Consider the following 25,083-nt stretch of genomic DNA (forward strand, 5'->3'; position numbering starts at 1 on the left):
AACCATTTAAAAATGGGTAGTATTCCAATTATTTTAGTGCACTTATGAATAGTATGAGAGCACTTGAAATTGGCGACAAGGTATATAACGTAACCCAGGATGGTTTTGATGACTTTCGGCGTTACTCATTTTCCGAAGTAGTTAGATTAACGAAAACATTGGCTGTTTTAAAAAACGGTGTGCGTTTATACAACCGACCATGTATATCATATTTAGTAGAAGATATTGGCTATAACGTATACAGAAAACGTGGAGTACATTGGCATTTAGCATCAATAAAAGCGATTAGAAAAGCTCAAATAGAAAACGAAAAAATATTGGCACACGACTGGTTTCAAAACAAAGAATTCACTATTCAAGAAAAATTACTTATTTACAGGAATCTTGCAAATACTGAAGGGGATCAAACCGAAATTAAAAACCTACAAGGTCTGTGTGACCTTGCAGGTTAAGGAATTAGACTTTATTTTTTTAATTCTTTATAGCAGGTGTTGAAAATGATGGTGGACTCACCTTTATTTCACCTTGTTTTTCTAATAATCTCAATGCTTCTTTTACCGCTCTTTCTAACTGTGGATCTTTGTCTTGAGCCAAAGACTTCGCATCTTGTCGGACTGCAATATCAGGTGCAACACCTTCGTTTTCAGCGATCCATTTTTTATTAACCGGATCGAAAACAGCGTTATCAGGTGCGGTTAGTGCGCCCCCATCAACTAACCCATAGTGAACCGAGGACTTTACCAAACCTCCCCAGGTTGTTGCGCCAATTAATGGGCCCGCATTTTGTTGTTTAAAAACCCAAGGAAAGAAATCACCTCCAGATCCTGCCATTTCATTAATCAATAATACCTTTGGGCCTAAAATTCCAGCTGGAAGGCGCATCGATTTTGGATTAGGAACTTCATTGGTCAGCGCAGCTCTTAAACTACGGGTCATTAAATCAACCATATAATCATCTAATAATCCACCACCATTAAAACGCTCATCAATCACTGCGCCTTGCTTATCTTGTTGTGCAAAGTAGTATCGATTAAAAGATACAAATCCTGGAGTGCTGGTATTTGGAACCCATATATAGGCTAATTTTCCGTTCGATAATTTATCGACCAATCGCCTGTTATCTTCAACCCACGCACGTTGTCGCAATGCATTTTCGCTTCGTATGGGTTCTACAATAATTTTTCTAGACCCTTCGAAACTAGGTTTTGAATTTACGTGTAATGTTGTTTGTACGCCAACCGTACCGTCAAATAATTTATACAAATTATCAGAACCCTTTAACTCTACCCCATTAACCCCAACAACGTAAGTACCTTCATTTATCTTAAGTTCAGGTCTATCTAGTGGGCTTGATAAACCTGGATTCCAGCTTTCGGTTGTAAAGATTCGTTGTATTTGCCAATACCCATTCTCCGATTTTAAATCTGCTCCTAGTAATCCGACATATGATCGCTCTGTCTCGGGATAATCACCGCCGAAAACAAAACTATGACCCACTGAAAGTTCTCCATTCATTTGATCTAAAACATAAGTCAAATCAGCTCTATGCTTTACAAATGGAATAAGCGGTGCATACCTCTCGTGAACCACGTTCCAGTCTCGTCCGTGCATATTCGGGTCATAAAAGTAATCACGTTCATATCTCCAGGCATCTTCAAACATTTGAGCCCACTCTACAGAGCGGTCCAACTTTACTTTAAGGTCGACTTTAACCGATTTTCCATTTTTACCATTAGGGCCTCCGGTATCAATTACCTTCCAACTACCGTTTATACGAGCTAGCATTTTCTTCCCATCAGCCGAAACTGAAACACCGCCCGCACCAGAAATAAACTCCTTAGCTTCTCGTTTCTCTAAATTGTATTTATGTAGCGTTAAACCTCTACTATTAGGAATTCTCTCAGCGACAAAAACAACTCCCTTAGGACCTGTAACCATATAGGCATAACTTCGTTCTGGAATTGTCAACGGGATAATTCTCCTATCGATTCCCTCAAAATCTATTTTTACCTCTACTTCCTTCTTAGCGGTATCTTCTTTCTTATCTGATTTCTTTTTCTTTTTGCTTTTAGATGACTTTTTATCTTTTGCTGGTACTTCTTTTTTAGCCGGAGGTTCCTCATCACTTTTAGGAACAAAAGGAGATTTATCATCCTTGCGCAAGTTCATCACATAGGCACTATATTCCGGTCTTGCGGTCATTGCACTTGTGTTTGCCCAACCAGATCGCAATGCGAGATCAGTGCTTGATAAAAAGTATAGATGACGACCATCTTTATCCCATACAGGAGAAAAAGAATCGGCAAAATTGTTAGTTAAGGTTGTGACCTGCCCACTATTCATTGACCAGACGGTGATTTGTCTAAAACTATTGGTGGCGCTTTTTGCATATAGTAACCACTTAGAATCAGGAGACCAGCTTAGTCCCATTCTACCACGCTCCATATTTGTATTCCCAACATCAACTGTTTTTATCGCACCAGTAGCAACAGTTAATACTCGAACTCTAACATCATCATCAACAAATGCAATATGCTTGCCATCGGGTGACCAGGAAGGTTCCCAACCAAGTTTTGATTCGCCTATTGCATAACTTTTTGGAGTTGATAGCCCGTCCTGATCAGCGATCATTAAAGCATATTCTTTTCCGTTAACATCAGAAAACCAGGCAACTTTATCGCCTTTTGGAGACCAAACAGGAGACCGATCGGCAGCATTATTACTTTTGGTAATATTACGTACATCGCCAAACTCTACGGGCACCGTAAAAATTTCGCCTCTAGACTCCATGATAGCACGTTTTCCAGTAGTAGAAATTGAGACGGACCTTGCCCGGTTTGTAACATCTTCCCATTTGGTTTCTGCCCAAGGGAAATCGCCTTTTACTTCGATAGAAAGTTGCTTTTCGCCATTTGTGATAAGATCAAAAAGATACAAATACCCATCTCTCTCAAAAATAAGCGTATTATCAATTCCTGAAAGTGATTTTACATCCGATCCGGTATACTTAGTGATTTGATTTAGTTGTTTAGAAGATGGATTATAGGACCAAATATTAGCAACGTAATCTCTATCTGATAAGAAATAAATCGTTTGGTCTAACCAGATAGGTTTAATATCGGTTGTTTTTTCATTTGGAAGCAATACCTCTTCACTTGTTTCTAGATTGAGAATAGTCAATGGGGTATTTTGTCCTCCTCGATAGGCTCTCCATTCGCTATCCCATCTGCTTACCCTATCAAGAATAAGCTGCTTTCCATCCGGTGAAAATGAACCATCATTACCCCATTGTTTATGAAGTAAATTAGCAGAGCCCCCTTCAACAGAGACTGTCCACAACCGATTATAACCACTTGGTGCGGTTTCTCTGCTAGATGCAAAAAGCACATGCTTACCGTCCGGAGTCCAACCTCTCACGTTAGCAGAACTTGGATGCCATGTTAGTCTTTTAGGTGTACCCCCTTCGATAGAGACAATATATACTGAATTACCCCCTGATCGATTAGAGCTAAAAGCTATCCACTTTCCATCAGGGGAAAAAGTAGGATTGCTTTCAACACCGGGTGTACTGGTAATCCTTGTGGCTTTCCCTCCGTTAATACCACAAATCCATATATCGCTACCATAAGTGAATACAATATTATTTTTACTAATATCCGGTTGCCTTAGTAGTCGAGTGCCTTGAGCGTTACTCGAAATAAAGCTTAGCAGTAAGCAAACAATTAGAATCTTAATTTTTTTCATGTTCTTTGAGTTTGATGATTAATAAAAATCCCCACATACAATCTGCAAGACTGTTTAATATGGGGATTATCTTTTTGGTTAATTGCCTATCAGGCTTACAACCTAACAGTTTTTATAAACTATCTAATTCTTATAAATTTTCCCATTTTTCATTACAAATGAGATACTTTCTAATGTTTTAATGTTTTTAGTAGGGTCGTCATCACTTGCAACAATGTCAGCTAAAAACCCTTTTGACAATTGCCCTAATCTTTCCATTTCTAGTACTTTAGCATTGGTAATCGTTGCAGACTGAATAGCTTCCATTTCGGGCATTCCTGCTTCCACCATATAACCGAATTCTTTGCCGTTTTCTCCATGTGGAAATACACCCGCGTCTGTACCGAATGCAATTGATACCCCTTTTTTATAGGCTTTTTTAAATGTATTTTGAATTTGAGGTCCTATCTCTAGTGCCTTTGGTACGATGATCTCAGGATAAAAACCTTTAACTTTCGCTTTTTCCGCCACGTATTTTCCTGCAGAAATAGTGGGCACATAGTAGGCGTTTTCCTTTTTCATCAATTCCATTGTCTCTTCACTCATCAATGTTCCATGCTCGATAGTCTTAACACCATTTTTAATAGCTCTTTGCATTCCTTCATCCCCATGCGCATGAGCAGCCACCTGCATACCGTATTCCTTAGCGGTAGTAGTTATTGCCAAAATCTCTTCCGCCGTAAACTGCGGATTTTGTCCATTTTTAGCAACACTCAATACTCCGCCAGTCGCTGTGATCTTAATCCAGTCGGCTCCATTTTTATACCGTTGGCGAACCGCCTTTCTCGCATCGTCAACACCGTTAACTACTCCTTCTTTTGGTCCTGGGTCACCCATTAGTTCTTTTCTATACCCATTGGTAGGATCAGCATGACCTCCAGTCGTACCCAAGGCCTTTTCAGCAGTTAGCACTCTTGGCCCTCTAACTTTACCCCTAGCGATTGCCTTTTTAAGAGAAACATTTACCCCGCTACCCCCTAAGTCTCGCACCGTTGTGAAACCAGCCATTAAGGTGCGTTCTGCTATTTCTGCAGCATTATAAGCCACATCTGCATCATTTAATGTAAAAGGTTCTAAATATTTGTTTGGTCCCGTTTCACCTTCAATATGAATGTGCATATCGATAAAACCAGGCATTACCGTTTTCTTTTTTAAATCGACTAGTCGAATATCTTTTGAACGTGGATTTAGATATCCTTTTTGAACATCAACAATTACATTACCTTCAACAATAATTGTTTGTTCTTTTAAGACCTTTCCGCTCTTAACATCGACTAATTTTCCACAGTGCAAATAAGTTTGTTGCGCATTTACAATAGTCATCATTAGCAATGATAACCCAAGAAGTAACATTCTCATATATTCTGTTTTAGATTATTGGTTTATGAGATCCAGCATATACGCTAGACTTAAATTTCTTTTTGTCAGTTACAAGATTAGCTCTTATTGCGCACTTTTTGTTCCCATTTCCAAGCCGATGCCATAGCATCATCTAGAGTAGACTGTGCTGACCAACCTAGTTCATTATTTGCTTTATTGGTGTCTGCATAGGCTGCAACAATATCACCTTCCCGTCTTCCCACAATTTTATACTTAAGGGAATCACCTGACACTTTTTCAAATGAATTGATCACTTCTAAAACAGTACTGCCTGTTCCAGTACCTACGTTAAACACCTCGTAATTCGACTTGTTTTTCCCTTCAATGATACGTTGTAATGCCACTACATGGGCTTTTGCCAAATCCACGACATGAATATAGTCTCGAATTGCAGTTCCGTCACGCGTTTCATAATCATTGCCGTATACAGATAATTGTTCTCGAAGGCCTATCCCTGTCTGGGTAATAAATGGCACTAAATTGGCTGGAACCCCCAATGGTAACTCGCCAATATTTGCACTAGCATGTGCTCCAATCGGATTAAAATACCTTAAGGCTATCGCATTTAAACTTGGCGTTACCTTGCAGGTTTCTGAAATGATCTCTTCTCCTATTTGCTTTGTGTTTCCATAAGGTGATTCTGCCGGTTTAACAGGAGCATCTTCTGTTATTGGCAACTCATCCGCTTGACCATATACGGTGCATGATGAGCTGAATATAAAATTGGCTTTATTCTTTTTCTGTAATTCTTGAAGGATATAGACTAGTGTTGTTATGTTATTCTCATAATATAACAATGGTTTTTCGACACTTTCGCCAACCGCTTTGCTTGCTGCGAAATGAATAATACCCTCGATATCATGATGTCTTGAAAAGAAATCGATTACTTTAGATTTTTCACGAAGATCAAGTTTTTCAAATTCAGGAGTTATACCTGAAATTTTGGTAATTCCTTCCAGGACATCTTCAGATGAGTTTGAACAATTATCGATAATCACCACGTCGAAACCGACTTCTTGAAGTTCTACAACAGTATGAGAACCTATAAAACCAAGCCCTCCAGTTACTAGAATTTTAGCCATTATTATTGATTAGTTATTTACAAATTTGAGCACGCTTTGTGTGATGAATTCAATTTGCTCATCATCCAACTCAGTATGCATTGGGAGCGATATTACTTCTTTAACTAGTTGATTGGTCACCTTAAAATCCGCTTCATCATAACGATCATCGGCATATGCTTTTTGTAAATGCAAAGGTACCGGATAATACACTCCACAAGGGATTCCTTGTTCATTTAAATGCTTGACCAAAGCATCACGATCAACATCTTTTAATCGCAACGTATATTGATGAAATACATGGCAATCACAGTTTTCGCAAATAAAAGGAGTTATTATTTTATCGCTATCAGCAAATGCCGCAGTATACTTCCTAGCAGCATCTTGTCGTGCCCTATTATATTCATCTAGCTTGGGAAGTTTAGCTCTTAAAACCGTTGCTTGAATAGAATCTAATCTTGAATTTACTCCGACTACATCATGATAATAGCGCGTGTACATTCCGTGGTTGACAATTCCCCTTATGGTATGGGCCAAATCATCATCATTGGTAAAAATGGCACCCCCATCACCATAACAACCTAAATTTTTTGATGGAAAAAACGAGGTTGCGCCTACATGGCCAATTGTTCCGGCTTTTTTCTTCGATCCGTCTTTATAGGTATAATTGGCACCAATACCTTGAGCAGTATCCTCAATTACGTATAGATTATGTTTCTCAGCCAGCTGCATAATTGCTTCCATATTGGCCGATTGACCGAATAAATGAACGGGTACTATTGCCTTAGTTTTTGGTGTTATAGCATTTTCAAGGGCTTCAAGATCAATGTTAAAATTAACAGGATCGACATCAACCAACACTGGGGTTAACTTTAAAAGCGCAATAACTTCAACAGTAGCAGCAAATGTAAAATCGGCTGTAATAACCTCATCTCCCTGTTGTAACCCAAGGCCCATCATTGCTATTTGCAGCGCATCGGTCCCATTTGCACACGGTATTACATGCTTCACACCTAAGTATTCTTCTAGCTCTTTTTGAAATGCATGTACCTCGGGTCCGTTTATGAAAGCTGCAGAATTAATAACCTCCATAATGGAGGCATCTACCCGTTCTTTTATGTCTTTATATTGGCCTTGAAGATCGACCATTTGGATTTTTCGCATGTCACGAAATTACGAAATAAAGGCAAAGAAACGTATGTTTGCAATAAACATTATAGCGCTTGTATTTACTTTATAACATTGTGATTTTTATTGCTTCGGGACTGTTAAAACTGATTGCATTATTCAACTCAAAAATTAAGCTATTTGTTGAAGGAAGAAAGTCCACTTTTGATATTCTTAACAAAGAAATAAATCCAGGCGATCGCACCATTTGGTTTCATTGCGCTTCTTTAGGTGAATTTGAACAGGGCTTGCCAGTAATGGAAGCTGTTAATAAGAGCTATCCGTCACATAAAATTGTAGTTACCTTTTTTAGTCCATCGGGATATGAGGTAAAAAAAAATAGCTCTACCGCAGATGTTATAACCTATCTTCCATTAGACAGCGTGAAAAATGCAAAACGTTTTTTAGATGCTGTTCATCCCGAGCTTGCCATATTTATAAAATACGAGTTTTGGCCAAACATATTAAAGGAATTAAAGTATAGAGGGATTAAAACGATTTCGATATCGGCTATTTTTAGAAAAGAGCAAGCATTTTTCAAGCGGTATGGTGGCTGGATGTTAAAATCACTGCATACTTTTGATCATTTTTTTGTTCAAAACAAAGATTCAAAACAACTTTTACTGTCTAAACACATCAAACAGGTTACAGTAAGCGGAGATACGCGTTTTGATCGTGTTGCAAAAATACTAGAACAAGACAACACCTTGGGTTTTATTGAAGAATTTAAACAAAACTATCGCTGTATTGTTTGCGGCAGCACATGGCCAGAAGATGAAGCACTTATAGTTGATTACATTAATAATCAAGATCAAAAGCCGTTAAAATATATTATTGCTCCCCATACAATGAAACCCAAGAATATATCGCAACTTAAAAAATCTATCATAAAAAAAGTTGGGCTATATTCTGAAAGAGAACAGCTAGACCTAAAAAAATTAGATGTTTTAATCATTGATACCATAGGCTTACTCACCAAAATTTACAGTTACGCTGACATTGCTTATGTTGGTGGTGGTATGGGCAATAGCGGCCTGCATAATACTTTAGAACCTGCCACATTTGGGATTCCAATAGTAATCGGCAAAAACTATGGCAAATTCCAAGAAGTATTTGACTTAGTGTCACTAGAGGGCATTACGGTGATTTCTAACCAATCATCATTGAATAAAGCCTTTAATAGCTTAAGTGCTTTTGATGAGTTATACCAGCAAAAATCACTGGTTACCAAAGAATATGTACAGAAAAACAAAGGGGCTGTCATCCAAATCTTAGACTACATTCGTACATTACTGTAAATCGTCGATTATTTTGACACTTTAACTTTATTGAATATTCAGGAATCAGAGAAAAAGTGAAATACATCTGATATTGGCGGTATAACAATTAACAAAATTTGAAAAAATGAAAAAACTAGCAATGTGTGCTGTTTTAGTAGCAGCAATTAGTTTAAGCGTAACTTCTTGTAGAGAAACAAAAAAGAAAGCAGATGAAGTTGTAGAAGGTGCAGAGCAAGTAATTGAAGAAGGTGCTGAAAAAGCAGAAGAGCTTGCAAACAAAGCTGGAGAGACTTTAGAAGATGCTAAAGAAGCAACTAACGACGCAATTGAAGAGTTGAAAGAAGGTGCTGAAAAAGTTGAAGGTGAAGTTAAAGAAGCTGCCGAAAACCTAAAAGAAGGAGCAGAAAAAACGGTAAAAGAAGTTAAAGAAGGTGCTGAAAAGGCAAAGGAAACTTTGAAAAAAACCGGAGCCGAGATTAAGAAAACTGCTGAAGAAATCAAAAACGATACAAAGCAGTAGACTAAATCACCTTAACAGAATCAAGCCTTAGGTAATTAATTACCTAAGGCTTTTTCTATGCTTATCAATAGCAAAACTACCATCCTATCGTTCGGAAATTTAGTATATTGTACCACCCTCAGCACCTACCCCAAACAAAACACTTAAATGAGTCTATATTACTTTCTCTATAACAAAATGTGGCCAGCTGTTTGGCGTCATACAAGATTGTTCTGGCTGCTATCAATAGGTACTTGCCTTATGGTTGTCGCTCAGGAAGACCCCTATCAAAGTTTTGTAGAAAACTACGTAAAACAAAAAGACACTTCTGGACCAAACATCAATAAAAAGTTTAGAGATTACCGAAGAGATACAGTGAAAATGAAGTTGCTTATTGAAATAAGCGCTAAGTATAATTACCTTCCGGGGCAAATCTATGGTCATAATGCGTTGGGCCATTATTTTAGAGATAAATCGTTGTACGATCGAGCAATTGAAAACCATAAAGCCGCTATCGATCTCTCTGAAAAGTCCAATAATCAATCACAAAAAATAAGAGCCTTAAATGGTATGGGAGTCGTTTATAGACGCATGGATGCTGTACGATCTGCATTGGATTACCATCAACAGGCGTTGAGTATCGCAGAGAAAATTGAGAACAAATCAAATGAAATAAAATATAGCACTGCTATTTCATTAAATAGTATTGGAAACATCTATATATCACTAAAACAATATGAACTTGCGGAGGCTGAATTTCTTAAAGCTATGGTACTTGAGAGAGAACTTAACAATAAGTTAGGACTCGCCATTAACTACCAAAATATTGGTTATTGTTATGAGCAGCGCAATATTTTTGATGAGGCGCTTACCAATTACCGTAAGTCAATGGGGTACAACAAGGAAATAAACTCTAAACTGGGCAAGGCTATTTGTAATAACAGTATTGGTCAAGTTTATTTAAAACAGGATAATGCTACCGAAGCACTTAAACTAATTGTCCCTACGATTGACATTTTTAAAGAGTTGGGAGACCAGAATTATGTCGCCATGGCTACCATTAACTCAGGTTGGGCAAATACTGAGCTAGGAAATTATGAAAAAGCTGAATCTTATTTAAAAAAAGGGCTTTTGGTTTCTCAAAAACATGGGCTGCGTGCATTGACTTCAGAAGCCTACAAACAGTTGTCCAGGCTAATGGAAAAACAACAACGTTTTAATAGTGCACTACAATACAACAAGTTTTATCAAGAAGAAGAAGGCAAGATTTTAAACGAAGACAATCGCAGATATATCTCCGATCTGCTTATAAAATATGAGAGTGACAAACAAAAAGCGAAGATAGAATTACTTGAAAAAGAAAATGAGATCGTAAAAATTAAACTTGACCAAAATCAGCGAATATTTCTTTACGGCTCGTTGCTGTTTTTAATGGTCGCTGTATTAACGTTCTTGCTTTATAGACAACGTAAACTAGAGCACCAAAAACGTTTACTCACCATCGAGCAAAAACTACTGCGCACCCAAATGAATCCTCATTTCATATTCAACTCTTTATTATCAATAAAGATATATATGTTGAATAATGATCGAGATAGTGCGATAGAATACCTGAATAAGTTCTCAAAATTAGTACGTACCATTCTTGCCACCTCTCTTGAAAAAGAAATTAGTTTAAAAGAAGAGCTGGAGACCATGAAACTGTATGTTAACATTGAGAACATCCGCTTAAATAATGAGGTAGATTATCAGGTGAATGTAGATAAGGGAATTGCTTTGGAAAATGTAAAAATACCTTCACTAACACTACAACCTTTTATAGAGAATGCTTTATGGCATGGACTTTCAGGAAAAGATGGTGCAAAGTCATTGCAGTTAAATGTTAATAAGGAAGAAGAGAATTTTATTGAGATTGCCATCATTGATAACGGCATTGGCCGTCAAAACACAGTTAAAATCAAAGATGGAATCGAGAATCGAAAATCTATTGGAATTAACTTAACCAAGGAACGCCTTCGCAATTTCTTCCGGCACTTCAAAAACATGCATTCACTTTCAATACTGGATCTTTTTGATGATGCTCAGCAACCTACTGGTACTAAAGTGGTGCTTCGCATTCCCATGAAATAGTTGTTTTGAGATACAATATAATTGAAAAACAACCTTATTCCGACAAGTTACAAGCTCAACCTATGATGTAATACTATTCGATCAGAACTACCTCCTCAGGTGTAATAACAAATATTTGATTGTCATCTTCGGGTTGCACGATAAAATTACCAGTAAACTCACCAAAAGCAGGAAAAATAAGCTGATTAGATTTCTTTAAAAAGCATGGCAATTTAAGCGTTTGCCTTGCTTGCCCTGCAAGTTTTACCCCAGGGTGAATATGCCCACAAAAGTTAAAATAACGGTCACGCTCTTCAGGGTGATGAGTAAGTAAAAAAGTATCGATGATGAGCTCTTCATAAAGTAAAAATCCGAGTGATTCGAATTTTGAAGGAGAAATGATATCATGATTGCCCACTATAAGAGAAAATTGACAGTTGTGCTGCTTCACCCAATCTTCAAAATAAAACCATTCGCTATTAAATGCAGAGTGGAACAAATCTCCTAAAAAACAGGTTTTATATGGTTTAAATTCTTTTATCAACTGGTCGAGTCGTTCAAAATTTCGAACAATTGCTTTTTTGGGGATAGCACTCCCGTATTTTCTAAAATGCGCAATTTTCCCAAAATGTACATCAGCCACTAAAAGCATTTGTTGTTCATGCCAGTAGGCTGCTCCTAGTTGATGAAGTGTAAAAGTGTTATCTGAAATTTCTATTTGCACAGTAAACGAAAATAGGGATTTTTTTGAACCGCTTTTTAAAATGGATTTTTGCCAATAAACTGATGTGCCTCTGTTAGAGGTTGAGCTTAAAAAGTCAGTAACCAGCGATAAAAAAAATTACTATATAGAAATTTTAATTAAGATATTGTTTTTTTAATCCTTGATATTGCTAACAATATCATACAAGACTAAGCACTATTCTTTCGCATTCATTTCGAGCGACATCCAATTCTTAAATCTACTACTATTAATCTAGGTAATCGAATATGCCATACTTAGTGGTTTTATCTCAAACTATTTTAATTAAAATGATATACCAGCTAATTACTTAACTGTTAGAAACATTTTTTTCATTGGAGAAAATAGAAAGTTATGCAAATATTACTATATTGCACATTGTATACAATGTGCAATATTTAAAATGTATGATAGATCAAGAATCTTTAAAAAGTAAAATAATAGAAGCTTTATGGGAATTGATTATTGAAGGCCGGATAAAGCCAGATGACCCAATGCGAGAAACACATTTGGCCAGCTTACTCAACATAAGCAGAACACCGCTTCGAGAAGCGCTTCAACAATTAGAATGGGAAAATATTGTCGTCTCAGAACCTCGAAAGGGGTTTAAACTGGCTAAATTTTCTGAAAAAGACATTCTTGAGATTTATCCGTTAAGAGCCCGCTTAGAATCATTTGCTTTAGAACTATCTGGAATTCCAACAAAAGAGGTAGTAAATGAGCTGATAGATATTAATTCTAAGTTATCAAAAGCTAAATCGTCAAAAAAAATAGTAGCATTAGATGAACGTTGGCACCTATTATTAATTTCTAATTGTCAAAACGGAAGATTACTGAAAATGATAAAAAATCTTCACAGACAATCCCAGCGATATGAATATGCTTATATGGCTATGAACAATACCATCGAAAAATCTATTGTTCAACATGAAAATATTATCGCCCACTTACAAAAAAATCAACTTAATGAAGCAGTAGAGATTTTTGCTGAAAACAATTTAGTTGGTATAGATTCTCTTATTAATTGGCTAAAACAAATTCAATAAACAAAACTTATCTAGATGAAAATTGTAGTATTCGCTATTTCCCTTATAACCCTATTAGGATGTCAAGTATCTCAAAACGAAACGGAAAAACCTTTTGAACAACTAATAAAATTGACAGATCAATATACCAATGAAATCTTAAGTAACGACAACATCAACTCGATAAGTGTAGCAATTTACCGTGATGGTATTACATATTACAACTATTATGGTGTGCTCAATAAAGAAGGAAAACAAAAACCAAACGATAGTACACTTTTTGAAATTGCTTCTATTTCGAAGGTTTTTTTGGGATCGTTAATTGCACAAGCTGTTTTAGAAAATAAAATCAGATTAGACGATGATATACGAAAATATCTTAAGGGCGATTATCCCAATTTATCCTTTAACGATACTCCTATTACTATTAGACATTTAGTAACGCATACTATTGGATTTAACACACCACCCCAACTGCGAAATACTTATGATGATATATCAAGAGGGTATTATGTTAACAGGGAACTTGATTATAATATGAATAGCCTACTCGAAGAACTCAAAACAGTTGAATTAACACATGAACCTGGTACTTTTTACGATTACAACAATGTTGGTTCTGAACTCGCAGCGTATATCTTAGAACAAGTAAATAAGCGTTCATACCAGGATCAACTACAGCACTTTTTGAATGAATTAGACATGAAGGAAACATATTTACAAGACTTTGAAAAATACCAAAAATTAGTTGCCATCGGATATGATGAAACGGGTAATAAAGCGCCTTTTGACAAAAACCCTTTACTAGGAGGCAGTGCAGGAATAATAACTACTATACCGGATTTAATGAAGTTTATGAAGTTTCAGCTAGAAAGCGACAATCCATTAATAAAAGAGGCTACCAAAACTTTGTTTGAAGACAAGAATGGCAATGTTATAGGCTACTTATGGCAAGATATGGGTGTTGCTAAAGAAGAGGGTTTTTATTACTCAAAAACCGGAGATGCAAATGGGATAAAAAGCGGAATGTTACTTTGTCCAGACAGTAATTATGGTCAGATCGTGATTATGAATAATCAAACCGAAGCCGCTAACAATGATTGGGGGCAATTATTTAATAACATAGAAACAGAATTAATAAAATACCCTAAAATCAATCTATATTCTTTAACCAAACCTGACTTCCTTAAAAACAAAGAAAAAGGATTAATTAAGTTTAATAAGCTTAAGAAAAAAGAGGATGTCTATTACAATACAAATTTATCTTGGTGCTTGAACATGATCGGTTATGAATTGCTTAACAAGCAAGAAATAAAAAAAGCAATAGAAATGTTTGAATTTGCCATAGAACAAGATCCCGATAATTCCAACCTGTATGACAGTCTTGGAGACGCATATTTCATGGCTAAAGACTTTAAAAAATCACTTGCTAATTACAAAAAATCAGTTGAATTGAACCCCAACAATGATGGTAGTAAAGTTAAAATTGACAAAATAAATGCATTATTAAAACAATAAAAAAACTATTGACTACAATTCATATCATTAACCCGCGTAGAACAATTTTAGGTAACAAACTTTCTCCTTATTCGTCATAAATAAGATGAAAAGCTTGTACCTTACTTTTATCCTGATTTTAACCTTTGGTTACACTACTGCGCACCCGGGAATTGGTATTGTTTACGATGGAAATGAAACTGTTTATTTCACCGACTTATCCCATGTTTGGAAAATAAACGTTAGTACGGGCGTGAAGGAGATTGCATTAGAGAATATTCACACTCATGAGCTCTTTCTTGACGAAAAAGGAACCCTTTATGGTGAGCATTATTGGTATGTAGCAAATGAGCAGAAATTCAAAAACTATATATGGTGTTTGACAAAAAGTGGTCATTTTAGAAAAATTCGAAGTGACCAGTATGGAGAGAATACTGATTTTGGATTTGTGCGAGACGCATCATTTGCAAGTTATGAGATTCATCAAAAAAAGGGATCATACCACATTGTAAAGAAAGACTCTTCAGGTAAGACTTTGTTGTATTCGCAAACACTAAAAAAGCCCACATGGAAGTACCTAACTAAAAACAATCAACTGCTGTTTGTAGATTATCCAAAAATATACTCATTTGAAAATCAGGAATTGAAAGAAATTGTAACAAATATTTCATCTTCAAGATTTCCCTTTTCTATTCAAGGAGACGACCACAATATCTACGGAATATGGCAAGATAAAGTGGAGAACTTTTATGTAGCTATTTATGGTGGTAGAGAGGTTAAGAAAATTGATCAAAATGGAACCGTTAGTCGAGTCTTGAAAACTGATTTTTTTTGGTCTCCAATAAATGGAGTTTTTGACAATGAACAGAATCTTTGGCTTATGGAGAGTTCCCTTAATGGCACAGTTAGAATAAGAAAAATTCCAAAAACAGAATTGACAAACGAAGCTTCATTCTTATTGGAAAACATCACAATAGCTGCATTTCTTCTGTCTGTATTCGGATTTACTTTTTATCTGATCAAGCGGAAAAGGAATAGAAAATGACTATCAAATTTTAATAATCATTACAGTGTTATACTTTCAAGGTTCTAAACTTAATAAGCAAAAGTTAATTCTTTGATGAGTTCATTAGTAATAATTTATATAAAGAAATAACGTACGATTCGTAACTTCAACATATGAAATTACATCAACTTATTATCGCCGTCGTTTTATCACTTTTTTTCACTCCCCAGCTAACCTCACAAAACATTTTCCGAACTGTCTGTAAGGGTAAATTAGCCCGACTTGATAGTATGTTGGTTAATACTAAAATTGATGTTCGAGATGACCGAGGCCGCTCACTATTGCATTGGGCGGTAGCTTGCAAGCAAGATGAAATAATTGCAACTTTATTAGAAAGAGGTTTGGATTTTAACGCTGAAGATTATCAAAACCAAACAGCCTTGCACATTGCTGCTAGGCAAAAAAGTGATAGTCCTTATTTTGATATGTTGGTAAAACTTCAACCTAATGAGATCTGGAAAACGAGATATGGGGCATCTTTATTAACCTCAGCAATCGTTAATAAAAACATGGAGCAGCTTCAAAAACTACTGACTTACGGATTGGACATCAACAGCAAAAACAAACGAGGAAGTACCCCTTTAGAAACCGCAAAACGAATAGGAGCCAATGATATTGCAACCTATTTGGTTGAGCATGGAGCAGATGAAAAACTAGTCCGCAATATTAATTTGCAAGGTGCATATATGGGTCAAAAACCACCCGGAACCAAACGAGCATTATTTGCCCCTAATTTTATCTCGACAGAAGAAGAAGAATTTGGTTCCGTTTTCAATACTGCTGGAAATGAATTTTATTATGGAGCGCATATTAATGGTAAAAGCGAAATTAAGTTTACAACACGTGTTGATAATACATGGACCACTCCAAAAACTATTTTGGTTCATGATCAATATGGGTACAACGACCCATTTTTATCGAACGATGAGCAACGGTTATACTTTATATCTAGTCGACCGCTACATGGGACAGGCAAACCAAAAGACATCGATATTTGGTATGTTGAAAGAACCGAAAATGGCTGGTCAAAACCAATCAATGCTGGAAACAATATCAACACAGATAAAGACGAATACTATATTTCGTTTGCAAATAATGACACCATGTATTTTGCATCAAACGGACAGGATAGCGAAAAAGATGAAAACGCCGATCATGATATTTACACCTCAACTATTAAAGACGGTCAATTTCAAAAACCAAATAGACTTAGTAGTGCAATCAATACAGATTCCTACGAAGCCGATGTTTTTGTAGCACCTGATGAGTCCTACATTATTTTTTGCTCGACTCGTGAAGGCGGTCTAGGTCGCGGTGACTTATATATTAGCTTTAAAGACCGAACTAATCAATGGACAAAAGCGGTCAATATGGGTGATAATATTAACAGCAATGGCTATGAATATTGTCCGTTTGTTACCAAAGATGGCAAGTATCTGTTTTTTACCAGCAATCAAGATATTTATTGGGTGAGTACTACTATTATCGATGAGCTAAAATCCAACTTAAATAAGTAACAGGACTACTTTTTCATTAAAATCGCAGTCATTTTTCGAATGCGATCTGCGAGTTTTTCGCTACTCATTTTTTCCCGAAGTCGATCGGTAATAATTGGAAAGCTTAGTGGTGTAGGTTTATTACACTGTTTCCATATAATTTCTTGAGTAGCAATACGCTCTAAGGCAATACGAAGCCTACCTTCTTCTAGCTGATGTTCAAAGGTTTCAGTGTAAGCCTGTTGGTATAAAAGGTTTTCAGGTTCATAATCCCGAAATACATCAAATATTAATTGAGAACTACTTTGAAGGTGCTTCATTTTAATTACTTTTTCAGGGTATCCTGTAAAAACTAATCCAGATATCACTGCAACATCTCGAAATTTACGTCTCGCCATTTCAGTTGAGTTTAAACTTTTTTGAAGATCGCTTAGCAAATAATCCGTCGTAAATAAGTCATTGTCTATTACTTGTTCGATATCTATTGGTTTATCAGATAATAACTCGAAGCCGTAATCATTAAATGCCAATGAAAATGAAATTGGAGAAAGTAGACTTACCCGATATCCTATTAAGCTACCCATGGCCTCATGCACAAACCTTCCTTCAAATGGATAAAATATGTGATGATATCCGTCTCTTGTCTTAAAGGTTTCGATTAACAGCTGTTCTTGATTAGGAACAATACTTTCCTTACGCTGTTGATCAAAAATATGTCTCAGGGCTTTAATTTCTGGGGATTGCTCTTTAAATTCAGCATTCGCCTGATACATTTCTTCACGTAATATTTTAGACATCTGGGAAGATAGGGTTAGTCTCCCTCCCATCCATGCAGGTACTTTACTTGTTTTTTTACCGCTATTACGAACATGTACCTGCATTTCCTTTATACGAATAAACTCTAAATTACGCCCTGCAAAAGTGAATACATCTCCACGTTCCAATTTGCTCACAAAATACTCTTCGATCATACCAATATAACCGCCCTTTTGATACTTTACTATCAAATTAGTATCACTTACAATGGTCCCGATTTGTAATCGGTGTCGCATGGCAATGCTGCGATTATTAATTTTAAATCTACCATCTTCTAGAACCTCCACCTTTTTGTATTCGTCATAGGCTTGCAACGATTGTGCGCCAAGGGTAACAAAGTTCAATAACCAGCGCCATTGATCTTCAGTAATAGTTTGGTAGCAAAAGGTTTGTTGAATTTCAGGAAAAATCTCATTAGGAAGGAATCCGTCGGACACGGCAAGAGTACATAAATACTGCACCAGCACGTCAAAACTGTTTAAATAGGGCATTCTGTCTTCGACCACTTTATCTTTCACAGCACATTGCAAGGCCGATGCCTCGATTAACTCAACCGCATGCGTCGGTAAAAAATAAATAACACTTTCTTTGCCCGGTCTGTGACCACTTCGACCTGCGCGTTGTAAAAATCTGGCAATCCCTTTTGGTCCTCCAATTTGAATAATGGTCTCTACCGGAGCAAAGTCTACCCCTAAATCGAGACTAGAAGTACATACCACAGCTTTTAATGATTCGTTGCGAATAGCTTGCTCTACCCAAAGCCGAGTTTCCTTATTAATACTTCCATGATGCATAGCCATTTCACCAGCAAACTCAGGATATTTTTCTAGTATTTTTTGAAACCATATCTCACATTGACTTCGAGTATTGGTAAATAACAAAGTTGTCTTACTATTATTGATAATAGGAACTACCTCATCTAACAAACGAAGTCCTAAATGGCCTCGCCAAGGAAAGGTTTCCATCTCTTTTGGAATAATACTCTTAACAGTAATCTTCTTTTTAATATTAGCACGAATTAAAATTGAATTCTCACAAGCTTCTGATGTTGGTCCCAGAAGAACTTGTCTTGCGACCTCAAGATTACCAATGGTGGCAGATATGCCCCAAATTCTCATTTGCGGCGCCACGGTTTTTAGTCTTGACAACGCTAATTCTACTTGAACACCTCTTTTCGTTCCTAACAGCTCATGCCACTCATCAATAACAATAGCCGCGCAATCTTTAAACACTTTATCGTATCCTTTTGATGCTAGCAACAGCATCAAACTTTCTGGGGTGGTGATCAGCAGATCAGGCATCGCTCTTTTTTGCGCAGCACGCTCTTTTTGAGAGGTGTCTCCGGTACGAATACCAACAGTCATTTGCGTATCTAAATCTTCAGTAATGCGCAGTGCGGAAAGCTCAATTTCTTTAGAAAGTGCTCTTAACGGAGTTATCCAAATAGCCTTTAGTCCCTTTTTATGCTTCGTCTTATAATCTGGATTTCTGTCAATATAATCCAACACAATAGGAAACCAAAGCGCATAGGTTTTTCCACTTCCCGTAGGTGCGTTCAACAAGCCATTTTTGCCTTGCAGAAAAGCCTTCCATGTATCTTTTTGAAATTTAAAAGGTGTCCACTGTTGCTTTTCAAACCAATCATCGGCAATATGTAAAAGTTCGCTCCTATTCACTACGCCCTATTAGGAATTAAACTTTTAAGATCATCTAACGTATTCGCATCCTCGGTTTTTTTATCTTTTCGCCACCTTAAAATACGAGGAAAACGTGTGGCGATTCCACTTTTATGTCTTTTGGATAGCGCGATACCTTCAAAAGCAATCTCAAATACATGATGCGGAGTCACACTTCGAACTGGACCGAATCGTTCTAAAGTGTTTTTCTTAATCCAGGCATCCACCTCTTTGAATTCCTTATCGGTTAAACCTGAATAGGCCTTAGCAAAGGTGACTAACTCGGTCTTATCATCATTCCACAGACCAAAAGTATAATCGGTAAAAAGATTACTTCTCCTTCCATGCCCCCTCATTGCGTAGGTTAACACCGCATCAATCGTTAATGGATCCACCTTCCATTTCCACCAATCTCCTTTTTTACGACCTACCAGATAGGGAGAATCCTTTCGTTTAAGCATTAAACCTTCTGACCGTTTTTCACGAGACAATGCTCTTTCTTTTTCAACCTCTTCCCATGATTTAAATTCCATTTTCTCAGAAAGATGTAGCGGTAGATTATCTGATTTCACATGAGCATATAAAGCCTCTAGTTTTTCTCTACGCTTCGAAAAAGACCGATTTCTAATATCATTTCCTTCCCATTCTAAAATATCATACGCTTTTAGAATTACTGGAGTGGTTTCTAACAATTTTTTACTCACATTTTTCCTGCCAATTCTAGTCTGCAAATCATTGAAGGTTCCTATCTGACCATTTGGATACGGAAGTAATTCACCATCGATGACCGTTCCTGATGGTAATGATTTCATAAATGGATGAAATTCCGGGTACTTATCAGTTACCAACTCTTCACCTCGACTCCAAACAAATAATTCGTCTTTGCGTACAATAAGCTGTGCTCGAATACCGTCCCATTTATGCTCAGCATACCAATCTGTCACATTACCCAGATCTTCAACCGCTCCTCCGATGGCATAGGCTAGATAAAATGGGTAAGGTTTTGATAAATAATCGGCTTCGTTTTCTTCTAAAATAAGTTCCTGAAAACTAATGGTATCAGGATTCCAATTACCCATTAATTTATAGGCCAATACATCTTCATCAATACCTGTCGCTTTTGACAGGGCTCTAGTCATTAATTTTTGACTTACCCCTATTCGGAATCCACCTGTGATCAATTTGGTAAACACAAACCGCTGATAGTAATCTAACTTCGACCAATTTTCAAATAAATATTGCTTCTTCTCGTCTTCTTCCTGCTTTTTTAACCAGATCATTTCTTTCAAAAAGTCCGTTAACGATTTTGTGGTCTCTTCAACAGCGTTTGGTACCACCAAAGCAATGGTTTCAGCAAGATCGCCAACAATATGATAGCTTTCTTCAAATAACCAAAGTGGAATTTTGGCTAATTCACTCGCCCATTCTCGAAGCAAGGTGGTATTAACTGGGCGAGGTGGACGACGATGTGATAAAATAGCAATAGTCCATACCTTGTCCACATCAATCGCTTGTTCAAAGTATTGAGCCAGGGCCTTTACTTTCACATTGGTTTTGTTGGTACTGTCTAAAGTTCTAATGAGCTCGGCAAATAGCACCATCCCTCTACTTCCTCCTTCTTTAATTTCTGAATTAGCCGACATTTAAAAAATCATCTTTAGTAGATTCTCCTTCTGGAAGTTCACCCTCATACTGTGTCTCCTCCGTTCGCGCATCATATCCCAAAGTTTTTAAGTATCTCGAAAATATGTCAGTGTAGCCATGCGTGCATATAACCTTTTCGGCTCCCGTGGCCTTAGTGCTATTCAACAGTCCATCCCAATCACAATGATCACTTAACACAAATCCTTTATCAATTGCACGTCTTCTTCTGGCTCCGCGAAAAGTCATCCAACCACTTGCCGATGCTGTCACATATGGTACCATTTTCCGAATCCATGTACTACCATGTGCACTGGGTGGAGCGAGTACCAAGTTCCCTTTTATATCTTCCTTTTTGGTGTCCTTCGTTATTAATTCTGTTTTAGGAAAATCAACCATATTTCTAATCACATTCGTCATATTTTCAATGGCTCCATGGGTGTAGATCTTACCAATATTTACATCTAAATGCTTCAAAACTCGTTGTGCTTTACCTAAACTATATGCAAAAAGAATGGAGGTTTGACCATCAGCCTTATTCTCCGCCCACCATGTGTTAATATCGTTCATTACGTGTTTCTGGGGAGTCCACTTAAAAGCTGGTAACCCAAAGGTACACTCAGTAATAAAAGTATTGCACCGTAAAGGCTTGAAGGGAGCTGAAATTCCATCGTCTTCTATTTTATAATCGCCCGTAAATACCCATACCTCTCCTTTATGTTCCACCCTAATTTGACAACTTCCAGGAATGTGACCTGCAGGGTGAAACGAGAATTTTACATTATTGATGAGAATCGACTCGTTATGATCAACCCCTGAGGCATTGATATCGCCCAATCGATGTTTGATGATAGGAACATTTTTACGGTAGGTAATGTATTTTTTATGCCCCCACCTACTATGATCGGCATGACCATGGGTAATAAACGCTTTATCTACTGGCCTCCAAGGATCAATGTATACATCGGCAGCTTTGCAATAAATACCCTTGTTTGTAAATTGTAGAAGTGGAGTTTTCAATAACCTAATTTTCCTTTAAAGATATTGAACTTTCTTCGTCTTAAATTAATTAGATTCATTTTAAATAAGAAAAATCTTTCATTATCACCGAAATCGTAATTTGCATAGCATCAGATAATTATTATATTGATAAGAAATTAACCAAAATTCAATATTTGTTTAAATTTTTAGCTCATTTTTTTAAACATTTTTCAATTTTGTTTCAGTTTCAACCAAAAGCATTAAACAACAAAAACAAAAATTATGGCAAACGTTTTATGGTTACAAGGAGGTGCTTGTAGCGGCAATACGATGTCCTTTTTGAATGCCGAAGAACCCACCGTTGTCGAGTTAATCACGGACTTTGGTTTAAACATTCTTTGGCATCCTACCACCGGTCTTCAAATTGGTGATCAAGTTCAAGACTTGTTAAGAGACATTATTGCAGGAAAAGTTCAAATGGATATTCTTGTATATGAAGGTTCATTAATTCAAGGACCAAACAACACAGGTTCGATGAATTATTTTGCTGATCGCCCTATGAAAGATTGGATCAAAGAATTGTCCGAAGTAGCTGGTTATGTAGTTGCCATCGGTGATTGTGCCACTTGGGGAGGTATTCCTGCAGTACCGCCAAATCCCAGTGAATCTACCGGATTGCAATTCCATAAAAAGAAAAAAGGTGGTTTTTTAGGAGCTAATTTTGTTTCCAAAGGTGGGCTACCCGTTATTAATATTCCAGGTTGTCCTGCACACCCCGATTGGATTACTCAAATTTTAGTTGCTATTGCGGTAGGAAGAATTGGTGATGTTCAAATTGATGATTTCCATCGACCTAAAACCTTCTTTACAAATTTTGTACAAGACGGATGTACCAATGTGACGAATTTTGCTCAAAAAGTAGATGGTAATTTTGGTAAACGTGGAGGTTGTTTGTTCTATGAAGTTGGCTGCAGAGGTCCAATGACCAGAGCGAGTTGTAACAATATTCTTTGGAATAGACAGTCAAGTAAAACAAGATCGAATCATCCTTGCTTAGGCTGCACCGAACCTGGTTTTCCTCATAACGACCTTCAAAAAGGAAGTGTTTTTAAAACCATGAAATACATGGGAGTATTCCCAAAAGAAGTTCCCACAGGAAGAACAAAATTGGCATATTATATGGAAGCGGGCTTCCAAAAAGTAATGCCAACTAACAAACGAGTCATGGAGGCTTCCAAATAACATTATTTTAAATACAATGTCAGTACAAGAATTAAATATATCCCCAGTAGGTCGCGTAGAAGGCGATCTTGATGTAAAGGTTTACATAGACAATGGTAAAGTGACCAGAGCACATACGCAAGCAGCGATGTTTCGCGGTTTCGAAAAAATCATGGCTGGGAAAGACCCTCAGTCCGGGTTGATCGTAACTCCCAGAATTTGTGGTATTTGTGGAGGATCACATTTATATTGTGCTTCTTCAGCACTTGATACCGCTTGGGGAACCAAGCTTTCGCCCAATGCCTTATTGTTAAGAGCAATTGGACAAGCATCAGAGACCCTACAAAGTATCCCAAGATGGTATTATGCAATTTTTGCGACTGATCTCGCCAATAAAAAGTTTGCTGATAAACCGCTGTATCAGGAAGTGGTAAAACGCTGGTCGGCTTACGTCGGTGAGACCTTTCAAATAGGTTTAACTGCAAGCGCACTCCCCGTGCAGATTTATGCTTTATTCGGTGGCCAATGGCCTCACTCAAGTTATATGGTTCCAGGTGGAGTGATGTGTGCACCAACCTTAAAAGACATTACGCGAGCACATGCAATTTTGGCTCAGTTTAAAAACGATTGGCTAGAACCAGTTTGGTTAGGTTGCTCCATCGAGCGTTATATGGAAATTAAAACTTGGGATGATATGTTAGCCTGGGTTGAAGAAAACGAATCACAAAAAAATAGTGATCTCGGACTGCTTATTCGTGCCGGTTTAGAATTCGGATTAGATAAATTCGGCCAAGGTGTTGGTAAGTTTTTGGCAACAGGCACGTATTTGCATAAAGACAAATATAACAACCCAACTATTGAGGGAAGAAATGATGCTTTAATTAGTTCAAGCGGGTTTTTTGACGGCGAAAACTGGCATGAGTTCGACCATATGAAAGTAAGTGAGCATGTAAAGCATTCTTGGTATGACAATCAAGAAGATGGTTTGCACCCATGGGAAGAACCATTACCGACTCCAGCAAAATCGCAAACATTGCATGACACCAATTTTGATGGTCAATACAGTTGGGCAAAGTCACCGAGATATGACGGGCATGCTGCCGAAACAGGACCTTTGGCACGCTGCATCATGAATGCCAACCCTAACAATAAAGATCATCAAATTCAAGATCCACTATTCGGTGATATTATTAAGAAAATGGGGCCCTCTGTATTTACCAGAGTACTAGCCAGAGTACACGAAGCTCCTAGAATTTATAAGTTTATAGAACAGTGGCTATCAGAAATTGATCTTGATGGCGAGTTTTATATCAAACCAGTGGAAAAAGATGGAAAAGGTTTTGGTGCTACCGAAGCTGCTCGCGGCGCCTTGGCTCATTGGATTGAAATTAAAGATGGGGTTATCAAAAACTATCAAGTGATGGCACCAACCACTTGGAATGTAGGGCCCAATGATGCAGAAGGGAATCCTGGACCTATCGAAGCCGCCTTGCAAGGTATCGATATTGAAGATCCGGCAGATCCTGTTGAAGTAGGAATTGTGGCTCGTTCTTTCGACTCATGTTTGGTATGTACCGTACATGCACATGACGAAAAAAGTGGCATTGAACTCTCTAGATTCAAGTTATAGATGTAAAAAACGT

At 37.2% G+C, this 25,083-nt stretch carries 18 protein-coding genes; 10 read left to right on the forward strand and 8 right to left on the reverse strand.

Translation table 11 applies throughout. From position 1 onward, the window contains the following. Positions 1–53: 53 nt before the first annotated feature. The gene (locus ABN763_RS15105) at positions 54–452 is read left to right on the forward strand and encodes a pyruvate kinase (protein ID WP_410486329.1); all 399 of its coding nucleotides are present in this window, start codon (positions 54–56) and stop codon (positions 450–452) included. Between the two features lie 19 nt (positions 453–471). Here ABN763_RS15105 and ABN763_RS15110 read toward each other — a convergent pair whose 3' ends face one another. From ABN763_RS15110 to ABN763_RS15125, 4 genes are all read right to left on the reverse strand, one after another. Next, positions 472–3,744, reverse strand: coding sequence for a PDZ domain-containing protein (locus ABN763_RS15110; RefSeq protein WP_410486330.1), 3,273 nt, complete (start codon positions 3,742–3,744; stop codon positions 472–474). Between the two features lie 123 nt (positions 3,745–3,867). Then, positions 3,868–5,142, reverse strand: coding sequence for an amidohydrolase family protein (locus ABN763_RS15115; RefSeq protein WP_410486331.1), 1,275 nt, complete (start codon positions 5,140–5,142; stop codon positions 3,868–3,870). 77 nt (positions 5,143–5,219) lie between these two features. Further along, positions 5,220–6,245, reverse strand: a complete 1,026-nt coding sequence (gene galE / locus ABN763_RS15120; protein WP_410486332.1) for a UDP-glucose 4-epimerase GalE — start codon at positions 6,243–6,245, stop codon at positions 5,220–5,222. A gap of 9 nt (positions 6,246–6,254) precedes the next feature. Next, a complete protein-coding gene (locus ABN763_RS15125; protein WP_410486333.1) occupies positions 6,255–7,388 on the reverse strand; it encodes a DegT/DnrJ/EryC1/StrS family aminotransferase in 1,134 nt (377 codons plus the stop codon). A 59-nt stretch (positions 7,389–7,447) separates the two neighbouring features. On the opposite strand from ABN763_RS15125, the gene ABN763_RS15130 reads away from it, so the two are divergent. The 3 genes from ABN763_RS15130 (at position 7,448) to ABN763_RS15140 (ending at position 11,300) form a co-directional block, all read left to right on the forward strand. Beyond that, positions 7,448–8,689, forward strand: coding sequence for a 3-deoxy-D-manno-octulosonic acid transferase (locus tag ABN763_RS15130; protein ID WP_410486334.1), 1,242 nt, complete (start codon positions 7,448–7,450; stop codon positions 8,687–8,689). Between the two features lie 106 nt (positions 8,690–8,795). Beyond that, complete coding sequence (locus ABN763_RS15135; RefSeq protein ID WP_410486335.1) at positions 8,796–9,191, forward strand: hypothetical protein; 396 nt, start codon at positions 8,796–8,798, stop codon at positions 9,189–9,191. A gap of 147 nt (positions 9,192–9,338) precedes the next feature. Further along, on the forward strand, positions 9,339–11,300 hold the full coding sequence (locus ABN763_RS15140) for a tetratricopeptide repeat protein (RefSeq protein ID WP_410486336.1): 1,962 nt from the start codon (positions 9,339–9,341) through the stop codon (positions 11,298–11,300). A 73-nt stretch (positions 11,301–11,373) separates the two neighbouring features. Here ABN763_RS15140 and pdeM read toward each other — a convergent pair whose 3' ends face one another. Next, positions 11,374–12,003 carry a ligase-associated DNA damage response endonuclease PdeM gene (gene pdeM, locus ABN763_RS15145; protein ID WP_410486337.1) on the reverse strand — a complete coding sequence of 210 codons (630 nt, stop codon included), beginning with the start codon at positions 12,001–12,003 and terminating at the stop codon, positions 11,374–11,376. A 425-nt stretch (positions 12,004–12,428) separates the two neighbouring features. Here pdeM and ABN763_RS15150 point away from each other — a divergent pair, with 425 nt between their 5' ends. From ABN763_RS15150 to ABN763_RS15165, 4 genes are all read left to right on the forward strand, one after another. Continuing rightward, a complete protein-coding gene (locus ABN763_RS15150; protein WP_410486338.1) occupies positions 12,429–13,067 on the forward strand; it encodes a GntR family transcriptional regulator in 639 nt (212 codons plus the stop codon). A 15-nt stretch (positions 13,068–13,082) separates the two neighbouring features. Next, positions 13,083–14,564 (forward strand): serine hydrolase, encoded by a 1,482-nt coding sequence (locus ABN763_RS15155; protein ID WP_410486339.1) that lies wholly within the window; start codon positions 13,083–13,085, stop codon positions 14,562–14,564. Between the two features lie 85 nt (positions 14,565–14,649). Further along, positions 14,650–15,588, forward strand: coding sequence for a hypothetical protein (locus tag ABN763_RS15160; protein WP_410486340.1), 939 nt, complete (start codon positions 14,650–14,652; stop codon positions 15,586–15,588). Positions 15,589–15,722: 134 nt separating this feature from the next. After that, positions 15,723–17,126 carry an ankyrin repeat domain-containing protein gene (locus tag ABN763_RS15165; protein ID WP_410486341.1) on the forward strand — a complete coding sequence of 468 codons (1,404 nt, stop codon included), beginning with the start codon at positions 15,723–15,725 and terminating at the stop codon, positions 17,124–17,126. A 5-nt stretch (positions 17,127–17,131) separates the two neighbouring features. Here the strand turns inward: ABN763_RS15165 and ABN763_RS15170 are convergent, their stop codons facing one another. Genes ABN763_RS15170 through ABN763_RS15180 form a run of 3 tightly spaced genes read right to left on the reverse strand, consistent with a single transcriptional unit; the run spans position 17,132 to position 22,258 of the window. After that, the gene (locus tag ABN763_RS15170; RefSeq protein ID WP_410486342.1) at positions 17,132–19,597 is read right to left on the reverse strand and encodes a ligase-associated DNA damage response DEXH box helicase; all 2,466 of its coding nucleotides are present in this window, start codon (positions 19,595–19,597) and stop codon (positions 17,132–17,134) included. Continuing rightward, entirely contained in the window at positions 19,597–21,198 is a 1,602-nt protein-coding gene (locus ABN763_RS15175) for an ATP-dependent DNA ligase (protein WP_410486434.1), read from the reverse strand. Before ABN763_RS15175 ends, ABN763_RS15170 begins: the two co-directional genes overlap by 1 nt. A 31-nt stretch (positions 21,199–21,229) precedes the next feature. Next, positions 21,230–22,258, reverse strand: a complete 1,029-nt coding sequence (locus tag ABN763_RS15180; protein WP_410486343.1) for a ligase-associated DNA damage response exonuclease — start codon at positions 22,256–22,258, stop codon at positions 21,230–21,232. Between the two features lie 243 nt (positions 22,259–22,501). On the opposite strand from ABN763_RS15180, the gene ABN763_RS15185 reads away from it, so the two are divergent. Continuing rightward, the gene (locus tag ABN763_RS15185) at positions 22,502–23,461 is read left to right on the forward strand and encodes a hypothetical protein (RefSeq protein WP_410486344.1); all 960 of its coding nucleotides are present in this window, start codon (positions 22,502–22,504) and stop codon (positions 23,459–23,461) included. Between the two features lie 16 nt (positions 23,462–23,477). Then, complete coding sequence (locus tag ABN763_RS15190) at positions 23,478–25,070, forward strand: nickel-dependent hydrogenase large subunit (protein ID WP_410486345.1); 1,593 nt, start codon at positions 23,478–23,480, stop codon at positions 25,068–25,070. Positions 25,071–25,083 lie beyond the last annotated feature (13 nt).

Origin of the sequence: Spongiivirga sp. MCCC 1A20706, assembly GCF_046524175.1 — a bacterium.
In the GTDB taxonomy this organism is placed as follows: domain Bacteria; phylum Bacteroidota; class Bacteroidia; order Flavobacteriales; family Flavobacteriaceae; genus Spongiivirga.

Excerpts from the sequence above, each read along its gene's own strand:
- ABN763_RS15105 (WP_410486329.1), top strand. The coding sequence starts at position 54 with ATGAGAGCACTTGAAATTGGCGACAAGGTATATAACGTAACCCAGGAT.
- ABN763_RS15110 (WP_410486330.1), bottom strand. The coding sequence starts at position 3,744 with ATGAAAAAAATTAAGATTCTAATTGTTTGCTTACTGCTAAGCTTTATT.
- ABN763_RS15115 (WP_410486331.1), bottom strand. The coding sequence starts at position 5,142 with ATGAGAATGTTACTTCTTGGGTTATCATTGCTAATGATGACTATTGTA.
- galE (WP_410486332.1), bottom strand. The coding sequence starts at position 6,245 with ATGGCTAAAATTCTAGTAACTGGAGGGCTTGGTTTTATAGGTTCTCAT.
- ABN763_RS15125 (WP_410486333.1), bottom strand. The coding sequence starts at position 7,388 with ATGCGAAAAATCCAAATGGTCGATCTTCAAGGCCAATATAAAGACATA.
- ABN763_RS15135 (WP_410486335.1), top strand. The coding sequence starts at position 8,796 with ATGAAAAAACTAGCAATGTGTGCTGTTTTAGTAGCAGCAATTAGTTTA.
- ABN763_RS15140 (WP_410486336.1), top strand. The coding sequence starts at position 9,339 with ATGAGTCTATATTACTTTCTCTATAACAAAATGTGGCCAGCTGTTTGG.
- ABN763_RS15150 (WP_410486338.1), top strand. The coding sequence starts at position 12,429 with ATGATAGATCAAGAATCTTTAAAAAGTAAAATAATAGAAGCTTTATGG.
- ABN763_RS15155 (WP_410486339.1), top strand. The coding sequence starts at position 13,083 with ATGAAAATTGTAGTATTCGCTATTTCCCTTATAACCCTATTAGGATGT.
- ABN763_RS15160 (WP_410486340.1), top strand. The coding sequence starts at position 14,650 with ATGAAAAGCTTGTACCTTACTTTTATCCTGATTTTAACCTTTGGTTAC.
- ABN763_RS15165 (WP_410486341.1), top strand. The coding sequence starts at position 15,723 with ATGAAATTACATCAACTTATTATCGCCGTCGTTTTATCACTTTTTTTC.
- ABN763_RS15175 (WP_410486434.1), bottom strand. The coding sequence starts at position 21,198 with ATGGTGCTATTTGCCGAGCTCATTAGAACTTTAGACAGTACCAACAAA.
- ABN763_RS15185 (WP_410486344.1), top strand. The coding sequence starts at position 22,502 with ATGGCAAACGTTTTATGGTTACAAGGAGGTGCTTGTAGCGGCAATACG.
- ABN763_RS15190 (WP_410486345.1), top strand. The coding sequence starts at position 23,478 with ATGTCAGTACAAGAATTAAATATATCCCCAGTAGGTCGCGTAGAAGGC.